Origin of the sequence: Oceanobacillus sp. FSL W7-1304, assembly GCF_037969805.1 — a bacterium.
Classification (GTDB): domain Bacteria; phylum Bacillota; class Bacilli; order Bacillales; family Amphibacillaceae; genus Oceanobacillus; species Oceanobacillus profundus.
Window position 1 is genome coordinate 1,070,206 of record NZ_CP150211.1, and the last position, 19,246, is coordinate 1,089,451.

A 19,246-nucleotide genomic window follows, 5' to 3' on the forward strand; every position below is an offset into this window, starting at 1 on the left:
CAAGTTTTATTATATGCATTTCCGAATAAAAATGCAAGGTTTTTTTAAATTTATACCTTAAAAACTAAATAAGAGTAAACAAGACATCAAATAAAGAATTTAGTTAAGTCCTCGATCGATTAGTATCCGTAAGCTCCACGTGTCACCACGCTTCCACACCGAACCTATCAACCTCATCGTCTCTGAGGGATCTTACTCACTCGAAGTGATGGGAAGTCTCATCTTGAGGGGGGCTTCATGCTTAGATGCTTTCAGCACTTATCCTTTCCACACGTAGCTACCCAGCGATGCTCCTGGCGGAACAACTGGTACACCAGCGGTGTGTCCATCCCGGTCCTCTCGTACTAAGGACAGCTCCTCTCAAACTTCCAACGCCCACGACGGATAGGGACCGAACTGTCTCACGACGTTCTGAACCCAGCTCGCGTACCGCTTTAATGGGCGAACAGCCCAACCCTTGGGACCGACTACAGCCCCAGGATGCGATGAGCCGACATCGAGGTGCCAAACCTCCCCGTCGATGTGAACTCTTGGGGGAGATAAGCCTGTTATCCCCGGGGTAGCTTTTATCCGTTGAGCGATGGCCCTTCCATGCGGAACCACCGGATCACTAAGCCCGACTTTCGTCCCTGCTCGACTTGTAGGTCTCGCAGTCAAGCTCCCTTGTGCCTTTACACTCTACGAATGATTTCCAACCATTCTGAGGGAACCTTTGGGCGCCTCCGTTACCTTTTGGGAGGCGACCGCCCCAGTCAAACTGCCCGCCTGACACTGTCTCCGAACCGGATCACGGTCCTGGGTTAGAATGTCCATACAGCCAGGGTGGTATCCCACGGATGCCTCCACCGAAGCTAGCGCTCCGGTTTCCAAGGCTCCCACCTATCCTGTACAAGCTGCACAGACATTCAATATCAGGCTACAGTAAAGCTCCACGGGGTCTTTCCGTCCTGTCGCGGGTAATGCGCATCTTCACGCATAGTATAATTTCACCGGGTCTCTCGTTGAGACAGTGCCCAAGTCGTTGCACCTTTCGTGCGGGTCGGAACTTACCCGACAAGGAATTTCGCTACCTTAGGACCGTTATAGTTACGGCCGCCGTTTACTGGGGCTTCGGTTCAAAGCTTCGCCTTGCGGCTAACATTTCCCCTTAACCTTCCAGCACCGGGCAGGTGTCAGCCCCTATACTTCGCCTTTCGGCTTCGCAGAGACCTGTGTTTTTGCTAAACAGTCGCTTGGGCCTATTCACTGCGGCTCCATGTAAATGAAGCACCCCTTCTCCCGAAGTTACGGGGTCATTTTGCCGAGTTCCTTAACGAGAGTTCTCCCGCTCACCTTAGGATTCTCTCCTCGCCTACCTGTGTCGGTTTGCGGTACGGGCACCTATGATCTAACTAGAGGCTTTTCTTGGCAGTGTGAAATCCGGAACTTCGGTACTAAATTTCCCTCCCCATCACAGCTTGAAATTGCCAGACGGATTTGCCTATCTGACTTTCTCACTGCTTGGGCGCACATATCCATCAGTGCGCATTCCTTATCCTACTGCGTCCCCCCATCGCTCAAACAATCATGAGGTGGTACAGGAATATCTACCTGTTGTCCATCGCCTACGCCTTTCGGCCTCGGCTTAGGTCCCGACTAACCCTGAGAGGACGAGCCTTCCTCAGGAAACCTTAGGCATTCGGTGAAAGAGATTCTCACTCTTTTTTCGCTACTCATACCGGCATTCTCACTTCTAAGCGCTCCACCAGTCCTCACGGTCTGACTTCACAGCACTTAGAACGCTCTCCTACCATTGTTCGTAAGAACAATCCGCAGCTTCGGTGATACGTTTAGCCCCGGTACATTTTCGGCGCAGAGTCACTCGACCAGTGAGCTATTACGCACTCTTTAAATGATGGCTGCTTCTAAGCCAACATCCTGGTTGTCTGGGCAACTCCACATCCTTTTCCACTTAACGTATACTTTGGGACCTTAGCTGGCGGTCTGGGCTGTTTCCCTTTCGACTATGAACCTTATCACCCATAGTCTGACTCCCAAGTAAAAGTAACTGGCATTCGGAGTTTGACTGAATTCGGTAACCCGGTGAGGGCCCCTAGTCCAATCAGTGCTCTACCTCCAGTACTCTATTTCTTGAGGCTAGCCCTAAAGCTATTTCGGAGAGAACCAGCTATCTCCGTGTTCGATTGGCATTTCACCCCTACCCACACCTCATCCCCGCATTTTTCAACATACGTGGGTTCGGGCCTCCAGTCAGTGTTACCTGACCTTCACCCTGGACATGGGTAGATCACACGGTTTCGGGTCTACGACCGCATACTCATTCGCCCTATTCAGACTCGCTTTCGCTGCGGCTCCGTGTCTTCCACTTAACCTTGCATACGATCGTAACTCGCCGGTCCATTCTACAAAAGGTACGCCGTTACCCATTAACGGGCTTCGACTACTTGTAGGCACACGGTTTCAGGTTCTATTTCACTCCCCTTCCGGGGTGCTTTTCACCTTTCCCTCACGGTACTGGTTCACTATCGGTCACTAGAGAGTATTTAGCCTTGGGAGATGGTCCTCCCGGATTCCGACGGAATTCCACGTGTTCCGCCGTACTCAGGATACACTCCGGAGGGAATTCTTTTTCAACTACAGGGCTGTTACCTTCTGTGGCTGACCTTTCCAGGTCGATTCATTTAAAGAATTCCTTGGTAACTCCGAGTGGAGTGTCCTACAACCCCAGAAAGCAAGCTTTCTGGTTTGGGCTCTTTCCGTTTCGCTCGCCGCTACTCAGGAAATCGATTTTTCTTTCTCTTCCTCCGGGTACTGAGATGTTTCAGTTCCCCGGGTCTACCTCATGCACCCTATGTATTCAGATGCATGTACTGTTCCATTACGAACAGTGGGTTCCCCCATTCGGAAATCCCCGGATCAAAGTTTACTTACAACTCCCCGAGGCATATCGGTGTTAGTCCCGTCCTTCATCGGCTTCTAGTGCCAAGGCATCCACCGTGCGCCCTTATTCACTTAACTAAGTTACAGTAAATAAGCGTACTAATTTATTAGCCTTGCTTTTATTTAATCCAGCTTTAGCTCCTGAGAACAGTCGCTTCAGCCTTTTACATTAATATTGATGTCGTTGTTACTCTTATTTAGTTTTCAAGGTACAAATAGAGAGATTTACTCTCTCAAAACTGAACCAAACAACCAAGTATGTTTCCGTAATAATCCTTAGAAAGGAGGTGATCCAGCCGCACCTTCCGATACGGCTACCTTGTTACGACTTCACCCCAATCATTAGTCCCACCTTCGGCGGCTGGCTCCAAAAGGTTACCTCACCGACTTCGGGTGTTACCAACTCTCGTGGTGTGACGGGCGGTGTGTACAAGGCCCGGGAACGTATTCACCGCGGCATGCTGATCCGCGATTACTAGCGATTCCGGCTTCATGTAGGCGAGTTGCAGCCTACAATCCGAACTGAGAATGGTTTTATGGGATTGGCTTGACCTCACGGGTTCGCTTCCCTTTGTTCCATCCATTGTAGCACGTGTGTAGCCCAGGTCATAAGGGGCATGATGATTTGACGTCATCCCCACCTTCCTCCGGTTTGTCACCGGCAGTCACCTTAGAGTGCCCAACTGAATGCTGGCAACTAAGATCAAGGGTTGCGCTCGTTGCGGGACTTAACCCAACATCTCACGACACGAGCTGACGACAACCATGCACCACCTGTCACTCTGTCCCCGAAGGGAAAACTCTATCTCTAGAGGTATCAGAGGATGTCAAGACCTGGTAAGGTTCTTCGCGTTGCTTCGAATTAAACCACATGCTCCACCGCTTGTGCGGGCCCCCGTCAATTCTTTTGAGTTTCAGCCTTGCGGCCGTACTCCCCAGGCGGAGTGCTTAATGCGTTAACTTCAGCACTAAGGGGCGGAAACCCCCTAACACCTAGCACTCATCGTTTACGGCGTGGACTACCAGGGTATCTAATCCTGTTCGCTACCCACGCTTTCGCTCCTCAGCGTCAGTTACAGACCAGAGAGTCGCCTTCGCCACTGGTGTTCCTCCACATCTCTACGCATTTCACCGCTACACGTGGAATTCCACTCTCCTCTTCTGTACTCAAGTCCTCCAGTTTCCAATGACCCTCCACGGTTAAGCCGTGGGCTTTCACATCAGACTTAAAAGACCGCCTGCGAGCGCTTTACGCCCAATAATTCCGGACAACGCTTGCCACCTACGTATTACCGCGGCTGCTGGCACGTAGTTAGCCGTGGCTTTCTGGTTAGGTACCGTCAAGGTTGGGTCAGTTACTACCCAACTTGTTCTTCCCTAACAACAGAGTTTTACGATCCGAAAACCTTCATCACTCACGCGGCGTTGCTCCGTCAGACTTTCGTCCATTGCGGAAGATTCCCTACTGCTGCCTCCCGTAGGAGTCTGGGCCGTGTCTCAGTCCCAGTGTGGCCGATCACCCTCTCAGGTCGGCTACGCATCGTCGCCTTGGTGAGCCGTTACCTCACCAACTAGCTAATGCGCCGCGGGCCCATCTGTAAGTGACAGCCGAAACCGTCTTTTATCTTCTCACCATGAGATGAAAAGTGTTATCCGGTATTAGCTCACGTTTCCGCGAGTTATCCCGATCTTACAGGCAGGTTGCCCACGTGTTACTCACCCGTCCGCCGCTCATTCCATAAACATTACCCCGAAGGGTTCTGTTTATTTCCTGCGCTCGACTTGCATGTATTAGGCACGCCGCCAGCGTTCGTCCTGAGCCAAGATCAAACTCTCCATAAAAGTTTGTAATACTTAGCTTTTGTAGAAGCTGACTTCTACTTGTTTTAAAAAGAAAAACGAGTTTCCTTTTTCTTGACATACTGGTTGTTTTGTTCAGTTTTCAAAGAGCAAATTTGTTAACTTATAATTACAATACCACACTAGTAATCAACAATAAATCTGAAAAACAAATCATTTTCGACTTTTCCTAACTAGTGGATGTTTATTATAGCATTTCTCATAAATACTTGTCAACATTTATTTTTAATTTGTCGAGTTCATTTTGAAGCTGAAAACTTATTTCATTTGCTTCTCTTCTTGACAGCAAAATTTATACTACACCCCTTAAGTTCAAAATGCAATACCTAAATAAAAAGAAGTTATTTTCAGAATTACTGAAAATAACTTCTTCTCTATTAATCGACGATTACTTCGCCTTCCCACTCCAACATGCCGCCTTTCATATTGGAAACCTTAAAACCTTGTTCATCCATATATTTGGACGCATTCATACTTCTTGCTCCTGATCGACATACAAGTATATACGATTTATTTTTATCTAAGTCATCTACTGCTTCCGGAATATTTCCTAATGGAATATGCTTGGCTGTTTCAATTATTCCTTGAGCAACTTCTTCATCTTCTCTTACATCAATGATTATAATATCTTCCTCGTTCATCAGCTTTTCAACTTCTTTAGGTGCTACTTCATTTATTTCTGGCATATTGTCATCCCCTTTATTGTATTCAATTTCAATTTTACGTATTTCACGCATAGGATGCAAACACAATGCGCAACCTACAAGAACTAACAAAGCAAGAAGTAATTCATTTTATTTGCAAAGGTGAAGTTACATTCAATTCACCTTACATATACCACATTATTATTTCAAATAAAGGAAGTGATGAACGTGAAATATTTTTTTCTCATATTGATGATTGCATTTCCAACAATTACATTTGCTGCAGAAACAGCACCAGATAGTATCTTAATTGAAACATACCAAGCTGATGTAACAGGAGATGGAGAAAACAATACAATCGAATTGAAAGGAAAGCTTTTTGCTCCAGACGCACAATATTATCAAGATATTTGGGCTGAGATTCGATCTTCTGATAAAGAAGAGTGGAAAATCAATTATGGTGGTGGTTACGAACCAAAGCTTCAATTCATTGATCTGGATCATGACGGAATAAAGGATATCTTCTATCAAAGTCCGACTGGTGGGAGTGGCGGTTTATACACTTCTTTCTTACACACATTGGCAAATCAGGAGTTAAAAGAAATCCCTTTACCAGAACAGCGCTATGTTAGTGGTAATTTTGAAGAGAATTTTCAAGTAATTATTGAAATTGTCCCTAATGGCAAGCCAATTGTGATGGATGTTAAAGACCGTGCAGAGGATTATATACGTCTTGGAATTTATGATAAAAAAGGCAACCTTTTAAAACCTACTTCATTAATGATTGATCCAATTGCTTTTTATGAACCAATATCGATTAGCGAAAGCAAAGGGTATGGTCTAAAAAGCTATCAACAAATTAGCGGTGCCTACCACGCAGATCGTCTTGGCACAATTGAAACATTATGGTATTTCGAAAATGGCGAGTGGATTATTTTACAAACGAATTGGGTTGAATCCAGTTAAATGGACGTGACACTTCATAAAAAAAGATCTCCTCTTTAAATATAGAAGGAGATCTTTTTGGTTTCATTTAGTTCGCTACTACGTTTACTAATTTTCCTGGCACGACGATTACTTTTCGAATTGTTTTTCCTTCGATCCATTTTTGCAATCCTTCATCTGCTAATGCTAATTTTTCCAAGTCTTCTTTCGAAATATCTTTCGGCACACTTAATTTCGAACGAACTTTGCCCATGACTTGAAGAACTACTTCTACTTCATCTTCCACTAATTTCGATGCATCGAAGACCGGCCATTCTTCGTAGGTAATCGTATTTGAGTGGCCAAGTTGTTCCCAAAGCTCTTCAGCAATATGTGGGGCAACTGGAGAAAGCATCTTCACAAACCCTTCCACAAATGCTTTTGGAATTTGATCTGCTTTGTAGCCTTCATTAATAAATACCATCATTTGCGATATTCCGGTATTAAAATGCAGATTTTCAAAGTCATCTGTTACCTTTTTCACCGTTTCATGGTAGACCTTATCTAAAGCTGTATTTTCTGCTTCCACAATTTTCTCAGAAAGGGTACCATCATCGTTCATGAACAATCTCCATGTACGATCAAGGAACCTTCTAGCACCGTCTAATCCATTTGTTGACCATGCGACAGACGCATCCAATGGCCCCATAAACATTTCATAAAGACGTAATGTATCTGCACCATGAGATGTTACAATATCATCCGGGTTTACAACATTACCTTTTGATTTACTCATTTTTTCGTTACCTTCGCCAAGAATCATCCCTTGGTTAAATAACTTTTGGAATGGTTCTTTTGTTGATACGACTCCAATGTCATATAAGAACTTATGCCAGAAACGTGCGTATAGTAGATGAAGCACGGCATGCTCTGCTCCACCGATATAAATATCGATTGGCAACCATTCTTCCAGTGCAGCTGGATCTGCTAGCTGTTCGGTATTTTTCGGGTCAATGTATCGTAAGAAATACCAGCAGCTTCCCGCCCATTGCGGCATGGTGTTTGTTTCACGGCGCCCTTTCATTCCGGTTTTCGGATCAACAACATTTACCCAATCACTGTTATTAGCAAGTGGAGATTCCCCTGTACCAGATGGTTTAATCTCTGACATCACTGGTAGTTCCAATGGAAGTTCTTCTTCTGGAACAGTTGTCATTGTACCATCTTCCCAATGAATGATCGGAATTGGCTCACCCCAATAACGCTGTCTCGCAAAGAGCCAATCGCGCAGGCGATACGTAATTTTCTTCTCGCCTTTTCCTTCAGCGACAAGCCATTCAATCATTTTGGAGATTGCCTCTTCTTTTCCAAGCCCATCTAAGAATCCTGAATTGATATGTTCTCCATCACCAGTAAATGCTTCTTTTGTTATATCTCCACCTGAAACTACTTCCACAATTGGCAATTCAAATTTTGTTGCAAATTCATAGTCCCGCTCATCGTGTGCTGGAACCGCCATTATTGCACCAGTTCCATATGACATTAATACGTAGTCTGCAATCCAGATTGGCATTTTTTCATTATTCACAGGGTTAACTGCATATGCACCAGTAAATACACCTGTTTTATCTTTTGCTAAATCAGTACGCTCCAAATCGGATTTCGTTTGGACTTCGTTCAAGTAAGCATCTACGGCAGCTTTTTGTTCTGCACTTGTTATTTTTTCGATAAACGGATGTTCTGGGGCAAGCACTGCATACGTTGCACCAAATAATGTATCTGGACGTGTTGTAAATACAGTAAATTCTTCTTCATGTCCATCAATTGCAAATGTTACTTCTGCGCCCTCTGAGCGGCCAATCCAGTTACGTTGCATTTCTTTTAAGCTGTCTGGCCAATCTAATTCATCTAAATCTTCCAACAAGCGATCAGCATATGCAGTAATTTTCAGCATCCACTGCTTCATTGGTTTACGTACGACCGGATGTCCACCGCGTTCACTTTTTCCATCAATTACTTCTTCATTCGCCAAAACTGTACCTAATGCCGGACACCAGTTCACCGCAACCTCATCGATATAAGCGAGCCCTTTTTCATAAAGCTTTGTGAAAATCCACTGTGTCCATTTATAATAATTCGGATCTGTTGTATCGATTTCACGATCCCAATCATACGAAAAACCAAGTTCTTGTATTTGGCGTTTAAATGTCGCAATATTTTTTGCTGTAAATTCAGCTGGGCTATTCCCTGTATCAATTGCATATTGTTCTGCCGGAAGCCCAAATGCATCCCATCCCATCGGGTGCATTACTTCATAGCCTTGCATTCGTTTCATACGCGATAGAATATCCGTTGCCGTATAGCCCTCGGGATGTCCTACATGCAGCCCTACTCCTGAGGGATATGGAAACATATCAAGTGCATAGAACTTCTCTTTTTCAGAAAAGGTTTCCGTTTTAAACGTTTTATTTTCAAGCCAGTGTTTTTGCCATTTTTTTTCAATTTGCTGATGGTTAAAGCTCATCTAATTTTCCTTCCTTTCGCTGTACAACGCTTGTATTTTCCATTAGAAAACTTGGCATTCATTAAAGGGATTCTTACGAAAGCGTTCTTTGCTTTTTTAGAAGCCCTTATACTTTGGAGTGCAAGTATTTAGGCGATGCCTTAGTTGCACTTATGCAGATAAGAAAGTCTAACACTTTCTTATCTGCGAAAAAAAAAGCCACTCATCCCCAGAAAAGGGACGAGAAGCTGTATCTCCCGCGGTACCACCCAAATTAACGCATATATTCGCGTTCACTTGTTATCTTTAACGTGGATAGACGGCAGGAATTACTCCTATTCATTCCTGCAACATTAAAGGTGAGTTCATAAAATCTTTCAACGGCAGTTTCCACCGAGCACTGCCTCTCTATGCCTGAAAAAAATTACTACTAATCCTTATCAAAGTCGTTAGATTATTTAACCGAATTATAATGAATCCGGTAACTATTGTCAAGGTAACCTCATTTTAAAGGTTCGCCTCAGTTTTTACTGCATTTCTTGATTGGCATTTTCGTGATAACATGAAGGAAGAGATAAATCTAATGAAAAGGAATGTGCTGCATATATGCTAAAAGGAATTCTAAATTATGCTCATTATTTATTAGAAGAAACGATACAATCGGGTGAAAAAGTAATTGACGCAACGTGCGGAAATGGAAATGATACCTTATTCTTCAGTAAGCTAGTCGGTGAAAACGGTCATGTTTATGCCTTTGATATACAGGACCAAGCAATTGCAAATACGAGAAAAGTATTAATTAACAATAATTGCTCCAATGTATCTTTAATCCACGATAGTCATGAAAGAATTCTGGATTATTTTCCAAAGGATAAAAATGAAGAAATTGCAGGTGCGATTTTCAACCTCGGTTATTTACCTAGAAGCGATAAAACAGTAATTACAACACCTGATTCAACGGTGACTGCTGTAGATGCTATTTTAAACCGTTTGAAAAAAGATGGACTTGTCGTTCTTGTTGTATACCACGGCCATGAAGGTGGCAAGGAAGAAAAAGAAGGACTATTAAAGTACCTGCTTCAACTAGATCAAAAGCAGTTTAATGTCTTACGCTATGGCTTTATTAATCAAAAAAATGACCCACCTTTTATACTTGCTATTCAAAAAAAAGTTCTTAAATTAAAATAGGTACAATGAATTGCAATGTATTATTCTCTGTTTTTTGGAAATGCCAACACGAACAGAATCATTTTTTAATAAAGGCAATTAATAACTGGAGCAGGATTCTCTTTTGAGATGACGGCTCTTTGTTTCAATACTGCGAGATTCACTTCCAAGCCCTTTTTTAAAAATCCCAATTAACTTTTTCCCTTTAGACTAGAAAAGGCATCTTTCATAAGGCTGAGCGCAAGTATCATAGCAACAAGCGCTCCTGCAAAGAATGCAATCGTATAGGATGCCATGTTTTCCGAATCAACTTGATTATTTATTTCAAAAGATAGGAATCGAACTGCAATTGCTCCATCTTCTCTTGAAGCACTAAGCAATTCCAGTCCTGTTTGTAGTGTAATAATTGCAAAGTATGTAAAAAATATCGCCAGCAACCAGCGAATGACGGTCCCCATCTTCTCTCTCCTTTTCTAGAAGTTACGTATGCCTTTTCATATTGAGTCGTTATTCCGATAATAGATTAATAAATCTGTCCAACGTCCACGCTCGTAAGTAAATTCATTTCTTGTACATTCATAAATAAAACCAGCACTTTCTGCTAATCGAATCGACGGCTCGTTATCCATATTGATATGCAGTTCGATACGATGATAGTTTAATTGTTTAAAAAATAAATGTGTGGCAGCAATAACACTTTCTTTTCCATACCCCTTCTCCCAAAACTGATTATGTATAAAATATCCCATCATAGCCCATTGGTATTTCGCCCGTAATATTGTCGATAACTCGACAGTCCCAACATTGGCTCCATCTTCTTTTCGAAAAACACCCAAAATATATATATCATCTTTTTTTGCACCTTCACGGAACCCTTGGACCCATTTACTAAACCAATCCTTTGTAAAACGAGACATGTCAATATAACCTTCATCGTATTTGGATTGCGATGGCAATCGCCGACTAAATTGCGTATACCAATTTTCATAATCCTGCTTCTGATATGGTCGAATAATTAATCGTTTTGTTTCACTCGTTAAATCTGGTGCTTTCATAGCCTCACTCCTATTCAATATCATTGAAACAGGTGATGCAGTAATCTATCTTTATCATCAAAAAATTGCTTCATCACTTTATAATGCTCTGTATCTTCTAAACGCTGTTTTTCCATACCGACCTCCGTAAGCTGAATGATTCGTGCATCTGGATAAGCCATAAGAATCGGTGAATGTGTGGAAATGATAAATTGTGATCCTTGATTAACGAGCTCGTGGATTCTTACAAGCATTGATAATTGTCTTATTGGAGATAATGCTGCTTCTGGTTCATCAAGGATATACAAGCCTTGGCCACGGAAGCGATTCGTAAATGTTGCAAAAAAAGATTCACCATGTGATTGCTCGTGAAGAGATTTACCACCAAATGAATCGATAATTCTTGATCCACTATATGGTGACGCATCCATATCCTTTTACAATATTGCTCGCAACATTGTAAAAGGATTCCGCTCTAAAGAAGAAGCTATCATTAGGCAGGTATGGCCCCTTTGCGATTCTTAAAAACTGATCTAAATTTGAATGCGAGTCAAAGCTTGAGAAATTAAAGTTCTTCGTTCCACCTTCTGGATTAAATCCAAGTGCAATTGCAATCCCTTCCAGCAAGGTTGATTTCCCCATTCCATTTTCTCCTATAATATAGGTTACGTTCGGGTGGAATAATAACCTTTTAAAATTTTTAATAACCGGAAGATCGAATGGAAATGCGTCGTATGAATGAATACTATCTTTATGTAATTGAATCTCTTTAATAAATTGATCCTCTTGATTTAATTTCATTTTTTCCCTCCCTATACGTATATGTAATCTAGTCACGCCATTGCATCTGGACAAGCAAATGAAAAATCTAAGACTTCCGAGTCTGCTTAATCCCAATGATTGAACAACACATGACCAACTGTTTCAGGCTGCCAATAGACTAAGTCAGCTAATTCTTCTTGAATCAATTCATTTTCGTTAAGTAAAGCACCCTTTTTACGTCCTGACCTGAGCTGAATTCGCTCATTCAATTCCGCTTTCAGCAAAATTGTATAGTAAGGTGCAAATTGCTTTGTTAATATTGGCACATCAATAAAAGTTATGTTTTAAAAATCAACCTCACTTGCAACAGCAAGATATGGATAATTCTCATTTAAGAGCAGATGCAATCGCTTATTAAAAACCTCCAGATCGACATGAAAATAATTTGTATCGATTTGCGGTTGTGTAAATGCTTTTACGCTCCCACCTAGCTGCGCGATAAGTGTATAGCATAATCGCTTAAAGTCTTTCCCATCTGGTTTTGGCAAATCATTTGAGTTTTGAGTTTTTCCTGTAATCCCTTTTTGGAGAATCACATAATCTCCTTCCTTATAGTGTTGACTGGCAACAAATACCTTACCAGATTACTTTAGCCTCCTCTAGCTTATCCAGCTCAACTGGGAGCTTTTGCATGGATGGGGGACAAACAGTATTATACTCTTTGATTTTCTTATTAATTTTCTTTATGTCTTTTTGCGTTTTAGCAGTTAACAACATGGCTGCAATTTGCTTTTGAATCTTCAGCCAATACGGCAAGTACCCTGCATCTTTTGCAATCTGCTGGAAGTTTTGAAAAATATCTCTTTCCACATATCCCTTTGGCAACGGCCTTCCCGCACCCTTTAAGTTAAAATTATCTTTTTCACCAGCTGCTTCGAGTATCTCACCGATTAAATCATTGTGTTTTTTGTCCATTGTTCATCTCCCCTTTTCGGTTTACAACTAATAAGCTCTCACATAACTTTTATAGTATATAATATGCAATTATGCTTTAAAAATTGAACCAACAATTAAACGGTTGCGACAAGCTCCACCTTTATTCTATCTGGATCCTCGAAAAAAACAGCATAATGCTTCTTTCCACCAGCAAAGGGATGATGCTCCCTGTATAAAATGGAAATGCCCTTTTGCTCTAATCGCTTTGTCATTACATCAACATGTTCACGTGATTTAGCGTAAAAAGCAAGATGATTAAGACCAACACGCTTCCGATGGTAAGAAGCATCTAGATAAATTTCCTCAGTTTGAACAAAAACGAGGTAACTGTCCTTTAGCTTCCAACTGCGTCCCTCGTTCCAACTTTGGTAAAGCTCATATCCCAATTCCTCCAATAACCAACCCCAAAATGCTATTGAACTTTCCAAATTTGACACGTTAATTTCCACATGATGAATAAGGCCCTTTGTCATCGTCTATTCTCCCTTAAAAAACTTTTCAATCTAACATATATATTTCGCTATTTCTTTCATGAATTCCTCTATTTGATAAAGGGCTTCCCTCTATTAACCACATTACACTTCGACAGCAAGCTAAAAGATTCTTGTCTATCCCCATCAAAAAATAAGCTTAGGGCAGTTCCAACTGCAGGCTAAGCTTATATTCATTTTAATATTTATGCTGAATGCGTCTCCTGAATCTCATAGCTACTCGCATACACATAAAACCTATCACACCACCAAACGTATTTAAAAGTATATCATCGACATCAAATCCTCTCGCCCAAATAACTCCAAAATAACTGAGGATTAATTGGAAAACTTCAATTGCTAAACTGAGAATAACGATCATTAATGCTGCTTTCGAAATTTGTTTAACTTGAAATAAAAGTGCTAAATAGACTCCAAATGGTACGAGCATGATCAAATTATAGAATGTTAATTTCACCGAATTCCAAAAATAGAAATCTAAACCATTTGCCTGATAATGCATCACCCAGTCATTGACAAAAAAGAAAGGTATCCACTGCACTTTAATCATTCTCGCTTCCAACGGCGGTATGGTGATCCCTCCCATTGTAAGCTGCAGGACATACACAAAATAAAACATAAACGTATAAAAAATAAATTTCCTTAACAGATTTCTTCCTTTATTGCGAATCAAATCGATCACTATATATAAAAGTATTAATATTGTTCCAAAAAATGCAATGTTAATAGTCAAATGCATAAGCTTCGTTCCTTCCTACGAATGGATATTAAATTGTAAATCTTTTTGTCGATAAGCACTTAGAACAACGCCAATAACAATTGCATGAATCAATGTTGGCATCAAGCCATAACTAATAAACGGCAGTGGCATACCAGCTAAAGGCAAGTACCCAAAATTCATCCCGATATTGTAGATCAATTCAATCGTAATGAGCGCAATTCCACCAATCGTCAGGAGTTTTCCAAACGAATCTTTCATCATATTACTAACAGCAATTAGTCTACTTATTAAAAGAAGCAAAATGAGAATGATAAAAAAAGACAGTACCAATCCGTACTAAGCTAACAGATTGAGAAAAACAAAATCGGTATGTCCTTCATATAGGAATAATTGCATATCGGACTTCCCAAACCAATTTAGATGCTGTAGTTGTTGTTTAATTATCAAATAAAAATAACCTTCGTCAGAGGCGAATTGCTCTGGTTTCAAGTATCCCATCAAGCGATTATGAATATTTTCGGCAAATAGCCATATGTAAATTAACGAGCCAAGAAGAATGATACTTATCGGTGCTAAAGTCTTTATTCGTTTCCGATAGCCCTTTGCATTTATCCAAATCATCACTACCACCATGACACTATAAATCAATGCATTATGGTCGTTATATAAAAGCAAATATAAAATGTATGGTATAGCAAACAAAAGAATCGTTTTACTAACCGTTTGTTTTTCATTACTTAACAGACAAGCAAAACCTATCCAGAAAAACGGCAAACAGATTGTATCTTCAATGGATAATGGCCCTAACATCAAAATTGGAGACCCATTTACGAGTGTTTCTACGAAAAAAAACAGATAGAATTGAATAAAAAGTGCAACACCATAAAATAACCATCCGTATTTTCTTAACTTAGTATAATCTAAGAACATGAGACCAATAATGAAACATAGTCCGATTATAGTCATCATAGTTTTTTTAATCATGACTAAGATATCGGTTTGAAAACTATCTTGAAGTAGAGGTAAAAAGCCAAGCGAGATAATAATGGAGACGATAATCAGCAACCACCAATCCACCTTAGGGCGATGGATTTTATTCAATTGCTGTCCTAGTAATAGTGGACTGCCCATTTGCTGAACCGCTTTTTCTTCTGCCTCACTGTCTATTAATCCTTTTTTCAGCCAATACGCCTTTTCACTAGCAATATGGTGATCCAGCTCTTTCACGATATACTTTTTTGCTTTCTCTGATTTCATTTGCAACCGAACTGCATCTAGAAAATATTTTCTTTTCACCTTCCCTTCACCTCGGCAAGTAAGCCTAAGATAACGTTTTTTCTATCCTTTTCCTTTTCTGCCTTTTCCAATAGCTTCCTCCCCTTTCGATTTAACTGATAAAGTTTCATTTCTTCCTTATTCCAAGCAGCATCTAAATAGCGTTTCTGTTCCAGCTGATGCAATAAGGTATACAAAAATCCTTCATTCCCCTCAAATTTCTTAACACCCCGCACACGCAGCTGTTCTGTTAATTCGTAGCCAGTCTTTTCCTGTACAAGTAACTGCATAACGAGATGCAGGATATCTGCCTCCGCTTCTTCCTGTTGGATTTGCTTGAGTACTGTCATTCGATGCTGTTCCGTAAATTTCAGCTCGTTAAACCTTGTTTTTTTCATGCGTTTTCGTAAGTTTTTCAAATCGTCTTCCATTCAGCGGCCTCCTATCTGTTCTTTTAGTAGTTGCTTCGCACGTCTTAATCGTGTTTTTACGGTATTGGAATTGATACCAGTTACGCTAGCAATCTCTTTAATTGGCATTCCTTCAAAGTAAAACAGATAAATAACTTCTCTAAATTCAACTGATAAAGACATGACATGTGCGACTAATCGATCATCCTCATCCTGTTGAATCACTTTGCTCTCTAGTTGATTGGCTTCATCGAACTCGGAATCGAGAACCTCATTTGAAAGAACTACATTTTTGTTATACCAGCTTTTCAAATAATCTTTACAATGATTGATTGCAATACTCCAAAGCCAGGTTTTCAATTTAGCCTTCTTCCTGTAGGTATGTATGTTCCGATAACATTTTATGAAAATATCCTGTGTCAAATCCTCTGCAATCGTTTGATTTTTCACGTACGAATAGACAAGCTGTAAAATATCTTGTCCATAATTTTTCATCATTGTATCAATCATAATTGCTTTATCATCAGATCCGATTGATTCTACGATATACTCATCCACAATTTCCCCTCCTATTAAGTTAGACGAAGCACAAACATGAAAAGTTTTCCCTTCAGCATCAGCATACTATGAAACTCTTTTCAACCCATATGTATAAACAGGCAATATTGTTGGCACAATTGTATCAAAATACTTTCTATTATCTTCCTCTCCATGTAAAATAGAAATAAAAATGGTCGAAAGTAGTGATATTGATTGGTTCATAAACGATGGTTTCAAGTAATGCTTTTTTTAATTATGCTTTTTCTCTTAATCTGGCTTGTTTCAATTACACATTTCATCTTTTTTCCTGTTATTAGATTGATTGGTGCTGTTGCACTCCCAATCATTGGCGCTGGAATTTTGTACTACTTAACGAAGCCATTAATGCATTTGTTCATGCGTCTAAAAATAAATAGAATATTTTCGATTATATTTGTGTACTTAACACTTATCTTAATTGCAACGTTATTCATTATTTTCATTTGGCCGATTGCGCAGAATCAGTTCTCTACAATGATTGACAGCATACCACAAATGGTAAAACTTGCTGAAGAAACAATTCAATGGGTACAAAAGAACTATGAAGCTATTCCAGAGCAGGCAGTTTCGATGATTAATGACTTCGTCGCTGACCTCCCAACACATTTGGAAGGGATAGCAAATAATATCCCAAGCTTTATTGGTGGCTTTTTAGGGCAAGTTGTTTCAATTGCAATGGGAATTGTACTTATTCCGTTCTTCCTTTTCTTCATGCTGAAGGATGGGGATAAATTAATTCCTTTTATCACACAAGTATTTAGTAAGAAAAAAGCAGCCAATGTTAGCAGTTTACTCGTTAAGATGGATAAGGTTTTATCTTCGTTCATTCAAGGACAGTTACTTGTTAGTTTCTTTGTAGGAGTATTGCTGTTAATTGGCTATCTCATTATCGGGTTGGAGTACGCTCTAGCATTTGCCCTTTTTGGGATGATTACCAATGTTATTCCTTTTCTCGGTCCGTATCTAGCTGTTATTCCCGCATTAATCGTAGGTGGATTTCAGGATCCGATGAATCTTATTTGGATTTCGTTAATTATGTTCATCGCCCAGCAAATTGAGAGTTCAGTCATCTCACCTAATGTAATGGGACAAGTATTGCAATTGCACCCGTTAACGGTGATAACAGTTATCCTTGCTGCCGGAAGCATTGCAGGCTTCCTCGGTATTTTGTTCGCGGTACCGTTCTATGCATTACTACGGACAATCATTATGCACTTCTATAATACGTATCGGGATTCTAAGAAAGATAAGGAAGATGCATTGATATAACGTTTCACTTCCACAAAACCGCAGAGAAATTTAATTTTCTCTGCGGTTTTTTTATGGATTCCGGTCACATGAAAGGTCACCAACAGACAATTTGATCGCTGCATGGATGCGCGGGCTATTTTTGTTGCTCTTCATTGCTGGTTTATCAGTTTTAGATTTATTAAAACTCTGATTTGTACTTACCTGCTCTAAATTAAGATTAATCAAAAATCAATTTGATAGTAATTCATGATGCTCCGCTATTCCTGGACATTTGGACTCGACTTCAGTGACCGAATAACACCACTCCTTCTATGATCAGGTCTTCATGCTGACTTTGAGTTACCGTATAAATTGAATATCTCTTCGCCCGGCTACTCATCACTACACCTGGTTTAAAATACTTATAGTTGTTGAACAAGATAATCAAGTACTTCTAGTTTTTAATAAATCGACAATAACACTTGCATTACAAGGTAATAAAACATATACTAAGCATATACCTTGTAATACAAGACTAATATTCCAGAAAACAAATATCTTGTTATACAAGATAAGGGAGGTTTGGTTATTGTGTCGACAACCCAAATGATGAAAGGGATCTTAGATGGTTGCATACTCGCCATCATTAAAAACAAAGAAGTCTACGGCTATGAGCTAGCTGAAAAATTGGAAGGATATGGTTTCTCTAACTTCAGTGAAGGTACAATCTACCCATTATTATTACGCATGCAAAAAGAAAAATTAGTAACCTCTACATTAAAGAAGTCCACAGCAGGACCGAAACGAAAATATTATCGCCTGACAGAAAACGGAGAACAAGAATTGCAAGATTTTATAGAAAGATGGGAGAACTTAAAGACGAACGTTAACCATGTCTTAAAACATGAAACGAAAAAGGAAAAGGAGATTAAACATGATGCCTAAAAACGTACCGCTATCCAAAAAAAGCAAACAATTTTTAGAAAACCTTCGCGTTTACCTTTTTTCAACTGGGAAAAAGGAAAAAGAAATTGATGAAATCGTCGAGGAATTAGAGGATCATTTAATGCAAGCAGAGAAAGATGGGAAATCAATTGAACATATTATTGGTCAATCGCCTAGAGCATACATGGAACAACTTGCTAGCGAAATGCCAATTGACCTTAAAGCTTGGATGAAGTATATTCCAATGATTCTATTTGGTGCTTTTTCGTTCACAGTTGTCAGAGATTTATTTGAAGGAACGCTTGCTTACTCCCTTTTAGAGATTATCGGATTTCTTATCATAGCCATCTTATTCTTAACAAGCATTTCACTTACATTTCGGTATATTGCTGGAAAAAACCTGTCTACCGGAAAACAATTTGCTATACTTTATCCAGTTGCACTGTTACCGATGGCCCTTTTTATCGGTCTGATTTTCCTTAACCAGCATGTTACGACACCAGTCATTAGCTTTGGCATGATTGGAACCATTATCATTGCAATCGTAACATTGATTTTTATAATTGGGATTTCCATTTGGTCTAAAACCTGGGTACTTCCAATTGTTTTAACTTTCGTTTCCCTGCCAGATTATCTGCTCGGCTTTACATCATTAACAGAATCTGCCCGATTAATTACAGGCACTTGTATTACATTTGGCGGCATTTTCATTTATCTTTGGATCTCAAGTAAACTGGCAAAAGCCTAACACACATGAAGGGGATT

The 19,246-nt window shown here is 40.1% G+C and carries 16 protein-coding genes, 2 rRNA genes, 2 pseudogenes and 1 other annotated feature; of the genes and pseudogenes, 5 read left to right on the plus strand and 15 right to left on the minus strand.

What is annotated here, in order from left to right:
- Window positions 1-99 precede the first annotated feature (99 nt).
- The 3 genes from NYE61_RS05305 to NYE61_RS05315 form a co-directional block, all read right to left on the minus strand.
- Window positions 100-3,018: ribosomal RNA gene (locus tag NYE61_RS05305) — 23S ribosomal RNA — on the minus strand.
- A 202-nt stretch (window positions 3,019-3,220) separates the two neighbouring features.
- Window positions 3,221-4,782, minus strand: a 16S ribosomal RNA gene (locus NYE61_RS05310).
- The 16S and 23S rRNA genes sit together here, the layout of an rRNA operon.
- A gap of 395 nt (window positions 4,783-5,177) precedes the next feature.
- Complete coding sequence (locus NYE61_RS05315; protein ID WP_303447873.1) at window positions 5,178-5,486, minus strand: rhodanese-like domain-containing protein; 309 nt, start codon at window positions 5,484-5,486, stop codon at window positions 5,178-5,180.
- Window positions 5,487-5,696: 210 nt separating this feature from the next.
- Between NYE61_RS05315 and NYE61_RS05320 the strand changes: the two genes are divergently transcribed.
- Window positions 5,697-6,410, plus strand: coding sequence for a hypothetical protein (locus NYE61_RS05320; protein WP_339317010.1), 714 nt, complete (start codon window positions 5,697-5,699; stop codon window positions 6,408-6,410).
- 67 nt (window positions 6,411-6,477) lie between these two features.
- On the opposite strand, the gene leuS is transcribed toward NYE61_RS05320, so the two are convergent.
- Entirely contained in the window at window positions 6,478-8,892 is a 2,415-nt protein-coding gene (gene leuS, locus NYE61_RS05325) for a leucine--tRNA ligase (RefSeq protein WP_303447875.1), read from the minus strand.
- A gap of 212 nt (window positions 8,893-9,104) precedes the next feature.
- Window positions 9,105-9,324 (minus strand) — a binding site (T-box leader).
- Window positions 9,325-9,477: 153 nt separating this feature from the next.
- Here leuS and NYE61_RS05330 point away from each other — a divergent pair.
- Window positions 9,478-10,059 carry a class I SAM-dependent methyltransferase gene (locus tag NYE61_RS05330; RefSeq protein ID WP_095309109.1) on the plus strand — a complete coding sequence of 194 codons (582 nt, stop codon included), beginning with the start codon at window positions 9,478-9,480 and terminating at the stop codon, window positions 10,057-10,059.
- 170 nt (window positions 10,060-10,229) lie between these two features.
- Here the strand turns inward: NYE61_RS05330 and NYE61_RS05335 are convergent, their stop codons facing one another.
- The 11 genes and pseudogenes from NYE61_RS05335 to NYE61_RS05385 all read right to left on the minus strand — a co-directional run bounded on the left by NYE61_RS05335 (window position 10,230) and on the right by NYE61_RS05385 (window position 16,285).
- Window positions 10,230-10,496, minus strand: a complete 267-nt coding sequence (locus NYE61_RS05335) for a hypothetical protein (RefSeq protein ID WP_303447877.1) — start codon at window positions 10,494-10,496, stop codon at window positions 10,230-10,232.
- A gap of 36 nt (window positions 10,497-10,532) precedes the next feature.
- Window positions 10,533-11,093 carry a GNAT family protein gene (locus NYE61_RS05340; RefSeq protein WP_303447878.1) on the minus strand — a complete coding sequence of 187 codons (561 nt, stop codon included), beginning with the start codon at window positions 11,091-11,093 and terminating at the stop codon, window positions 10,533-10,535.
- 20 nt (window positions 11,094-11,113) lie between these two features.
- Window positions 11,114-11,873, minus strand: a pseudogene (locus tag NYE61_RS05345) (AAA family ATPase).
- An 86-nt stretch (window positions 11,874-11,959) separates the two neighbouring features.
- Window positions 11,960-12,160: a hypothetical protein gene (locus NYE61_RS05350; protein ID WP_339317014.1), complete on the minus strand. Its 201-nt coding sequence runs from the start codon at window positions 12,158-12,160 to the stop codon at window positions 11,960-11,962.
- Between the two features lie 18 nt (window positions 12,161-12,178).
- Window positions 12,179-12,430: a hypothetical protein gene (locus NYE61_RS05355; RefSeq protein ID WP_339317016.1), complete on the minus strand. Its 252-nt coding sequence runs from the start codon at window positions 12,428-12,430 to the stop codon at window positions 12,179-12,181.
- 40 nt (window positions 12,431-12,470) lie between these two features.
- Window positions 12,471-12,809 carry a DUF1992 domain-containing protein gene (locus NYE61_RS05360; RefSeq protein ID WP_095309120.1) on the minus strand — a complete coding sequence of 113 codons (339 nt, stop codon included), beginning with the start codon at window positions 12,807-12,809 and terminating at the stop codon, window positions 12,471-12,473.
- A 95-nt stretch (window positions 12,810-12,904) separates the two neighbouring features.
- Window positions 12,905-13,303, minus strand: coding sequence for a VOC family protein (locus NYE61_RS05365; protein WP_303447881.1), 399 nt, complete (start codon window positions 13,301-13,303; stop codon window positions 12,905-12,907).
- A 196-nt stretch (window positions 13,304-13,499) separates the two neighbouring features.
- Window positions 13,500-14,060 carry a VanZ family protein gene (locus NYE61_RS05370; RefSeq protein ID WP_095309124.1) on the minus strand — a complete coding sequence of 187 codons (561 nt, stop codon included), beginning with the start codon at window positions 14,058-14,060 and terminating at the stop codon, window positions 13,500-13,502.
- A gap of 15 nt (window positions 14,061-14,075) precedes the next feature.
- A pseudogene (locus tag NYE61_RS05375) lies at window positions 14,076-15,299 on the minus strand (FtsW/RodA/SpoVE family cell cycle protein).
- 35 nt (window positions 15,300-15,334) lie between these two features.
- On the minus strand, window positions 15,335-15,748 hold the full coding sequence (locus NYE61_RS05380; protein WP_303447884.1) for a PadR family transcriptional regulator: 414 nt from the start codon (window positions 15,746-15,748) through the stop codon (window positions 15,335-15,337).
- Window positions 15,749-16,285: a sigma-70 family RNA polymerase sigma factor gene (locus tag NYE61_RS05385; protein WP_303447885.1), complete on the minus strand. Its 537-nt coding sequence runs from the start codon at window positions 16,283-16,285 to the stop codon at window positions 15,749-15,751.
- A 222-nt stretch (window positions 16,286-16,507) separates the two neighbouring features.
- Here NYE61_RS05385 and NYE61_RS05390 point away from each other — a divergent pair, with 222 nt between their 5' ends.
- From NYE61_RS05390 to NYE61_RS05400, 3 genes are all read left to right on the plus strand, one after another.
- Window positions 16,508-17,575, plus strand: a complete 1,068-nt coding sequence (locus tag NYE61_RS05390) for an AI-2E family transporter (RefSeq protein WP_251661349.1) — start codon at window positions 16,508-16,510, stop codon at window positions 17,573-17,575.
- A gap of 549 nt (window positions 17,576-18,124) precedes the next feature.
- Window positions 18,125-18,481 (plus strand): PadR family transcriptional regulator, encoded by a 357-nt coding sequence (locus NYE61_RS05395; RefSeq protein WP_303448032.1) that lies wholly within the window; start codon window positions 18,125-18,127, stop codon window positions 18,479-18,481.
- Window positions 18,471-19,229, plus strand: a complete 759-nt coding sequence (locus NYE61_RS05400; RefSeq protein ID WP_303447886.1) for a hypothetical protein — start codon at window positions 18,471-18,473, stop codon at window positions 19,227-19,229. The genes NYE61_RS05395 and NYE61_RS05400 overlap by 11 nt, the downstream gene beginning before the upstream one ends.
- The last annotated feature ends 17 nt before the right edge of the window (window positions 19,230-19,246 follow it).

What these genes read in the sequence shown, in the direction of transcription:
- NYE61_RS05315 (WP_303447873.1), bottom strand. Translation starts at nt 5,486, where the DNA reads ATGCCAGAAATAAATGAAGTAGCACCTAAAGAAGTTGAAAAGCTGATG.
- NYE61_RS05320 (WP_339317010.1), top strand. Translation starts at nt 5,697, where the DNA reads ATGATTGCATTTCCAACAATTACATTTGCTGCAGAAACAGCACCAGAT.
- leuS (WP_303447875.1), bottom strand. Translation starts at nt 8,892, where the DNA reads ATGAGCTTTAACCATCAGCAAATTGAAAAAAAATGGCAAAAACACTGG.
- NYE61_RS05330 (WP_095309109.1), top strand. Translation starts at nt 9,478, where the DNA reads ATGCTAAAAGGAATTCTAAATTATGCTCATTATTTATTAGAAGAAACG.
- NYE61_RS05335 (WP_303447877.1), bottom strand. Translation starts at nt 10,496, where the DNA reads ATGGGGACCGTCATTCGCTGGTTGCTGGCGATATTTTTTACATACTTT.
- NYE61_RS05340 (WP_303447878.1), bottom strand. Translation starts at nt 11,093, where the DNA reads ATGAAAGCACCAGATTTAACGAGTGAAACAAAACGATTAATTATTCGA.
- NYE61_RS05360 (WP_095309120.1), bottom strand. Translation starts at nt 12,809, where the DNA reads ATGGACAAAAAACACAATGATTTAATCGGTGAGATACTCGAAGCAGCT.
- NYE61_RS05365 (WP_303447881.1), bottom strand. Translation starts at nt 13,303, where the DNA reads ATGACAAAGGGCCTTATTCATCATGTGGAAATTAACGTGTCAAATTTG.
- NYE61_RS05370 (WP_095309124.1), bottom strand. Translation starts at nt 14,060, where the DNA reads ATGCATTTGACTATTAACATTGCATTTTTTGGAACAATATTAATACTT.
- NYE61_RS05380 (WP_303447884.1), bottom strand. Translation starts at nt 15,748, where the DNA reads ATGGAAGACGATTTGAAAAACTTACGAAAACGCATGAAAAAAACAAGG.
- NYE61_RS05390 (WP_251661349.1), top strand. Translation starts at nt 16,508, where the DNA reads ATGCTTTTTTTAATTATGCTTTTTCTCTTAATCTGGCTTGTTTCAATT.
- NYE61_RS05400 (WP_303447886.1), top strand. Translation starts at nt 18,471, where the DNA reads ATGATGCCTAAAAACGTACCGCTATCCAAAAAAAGCAAACAATTTTTA.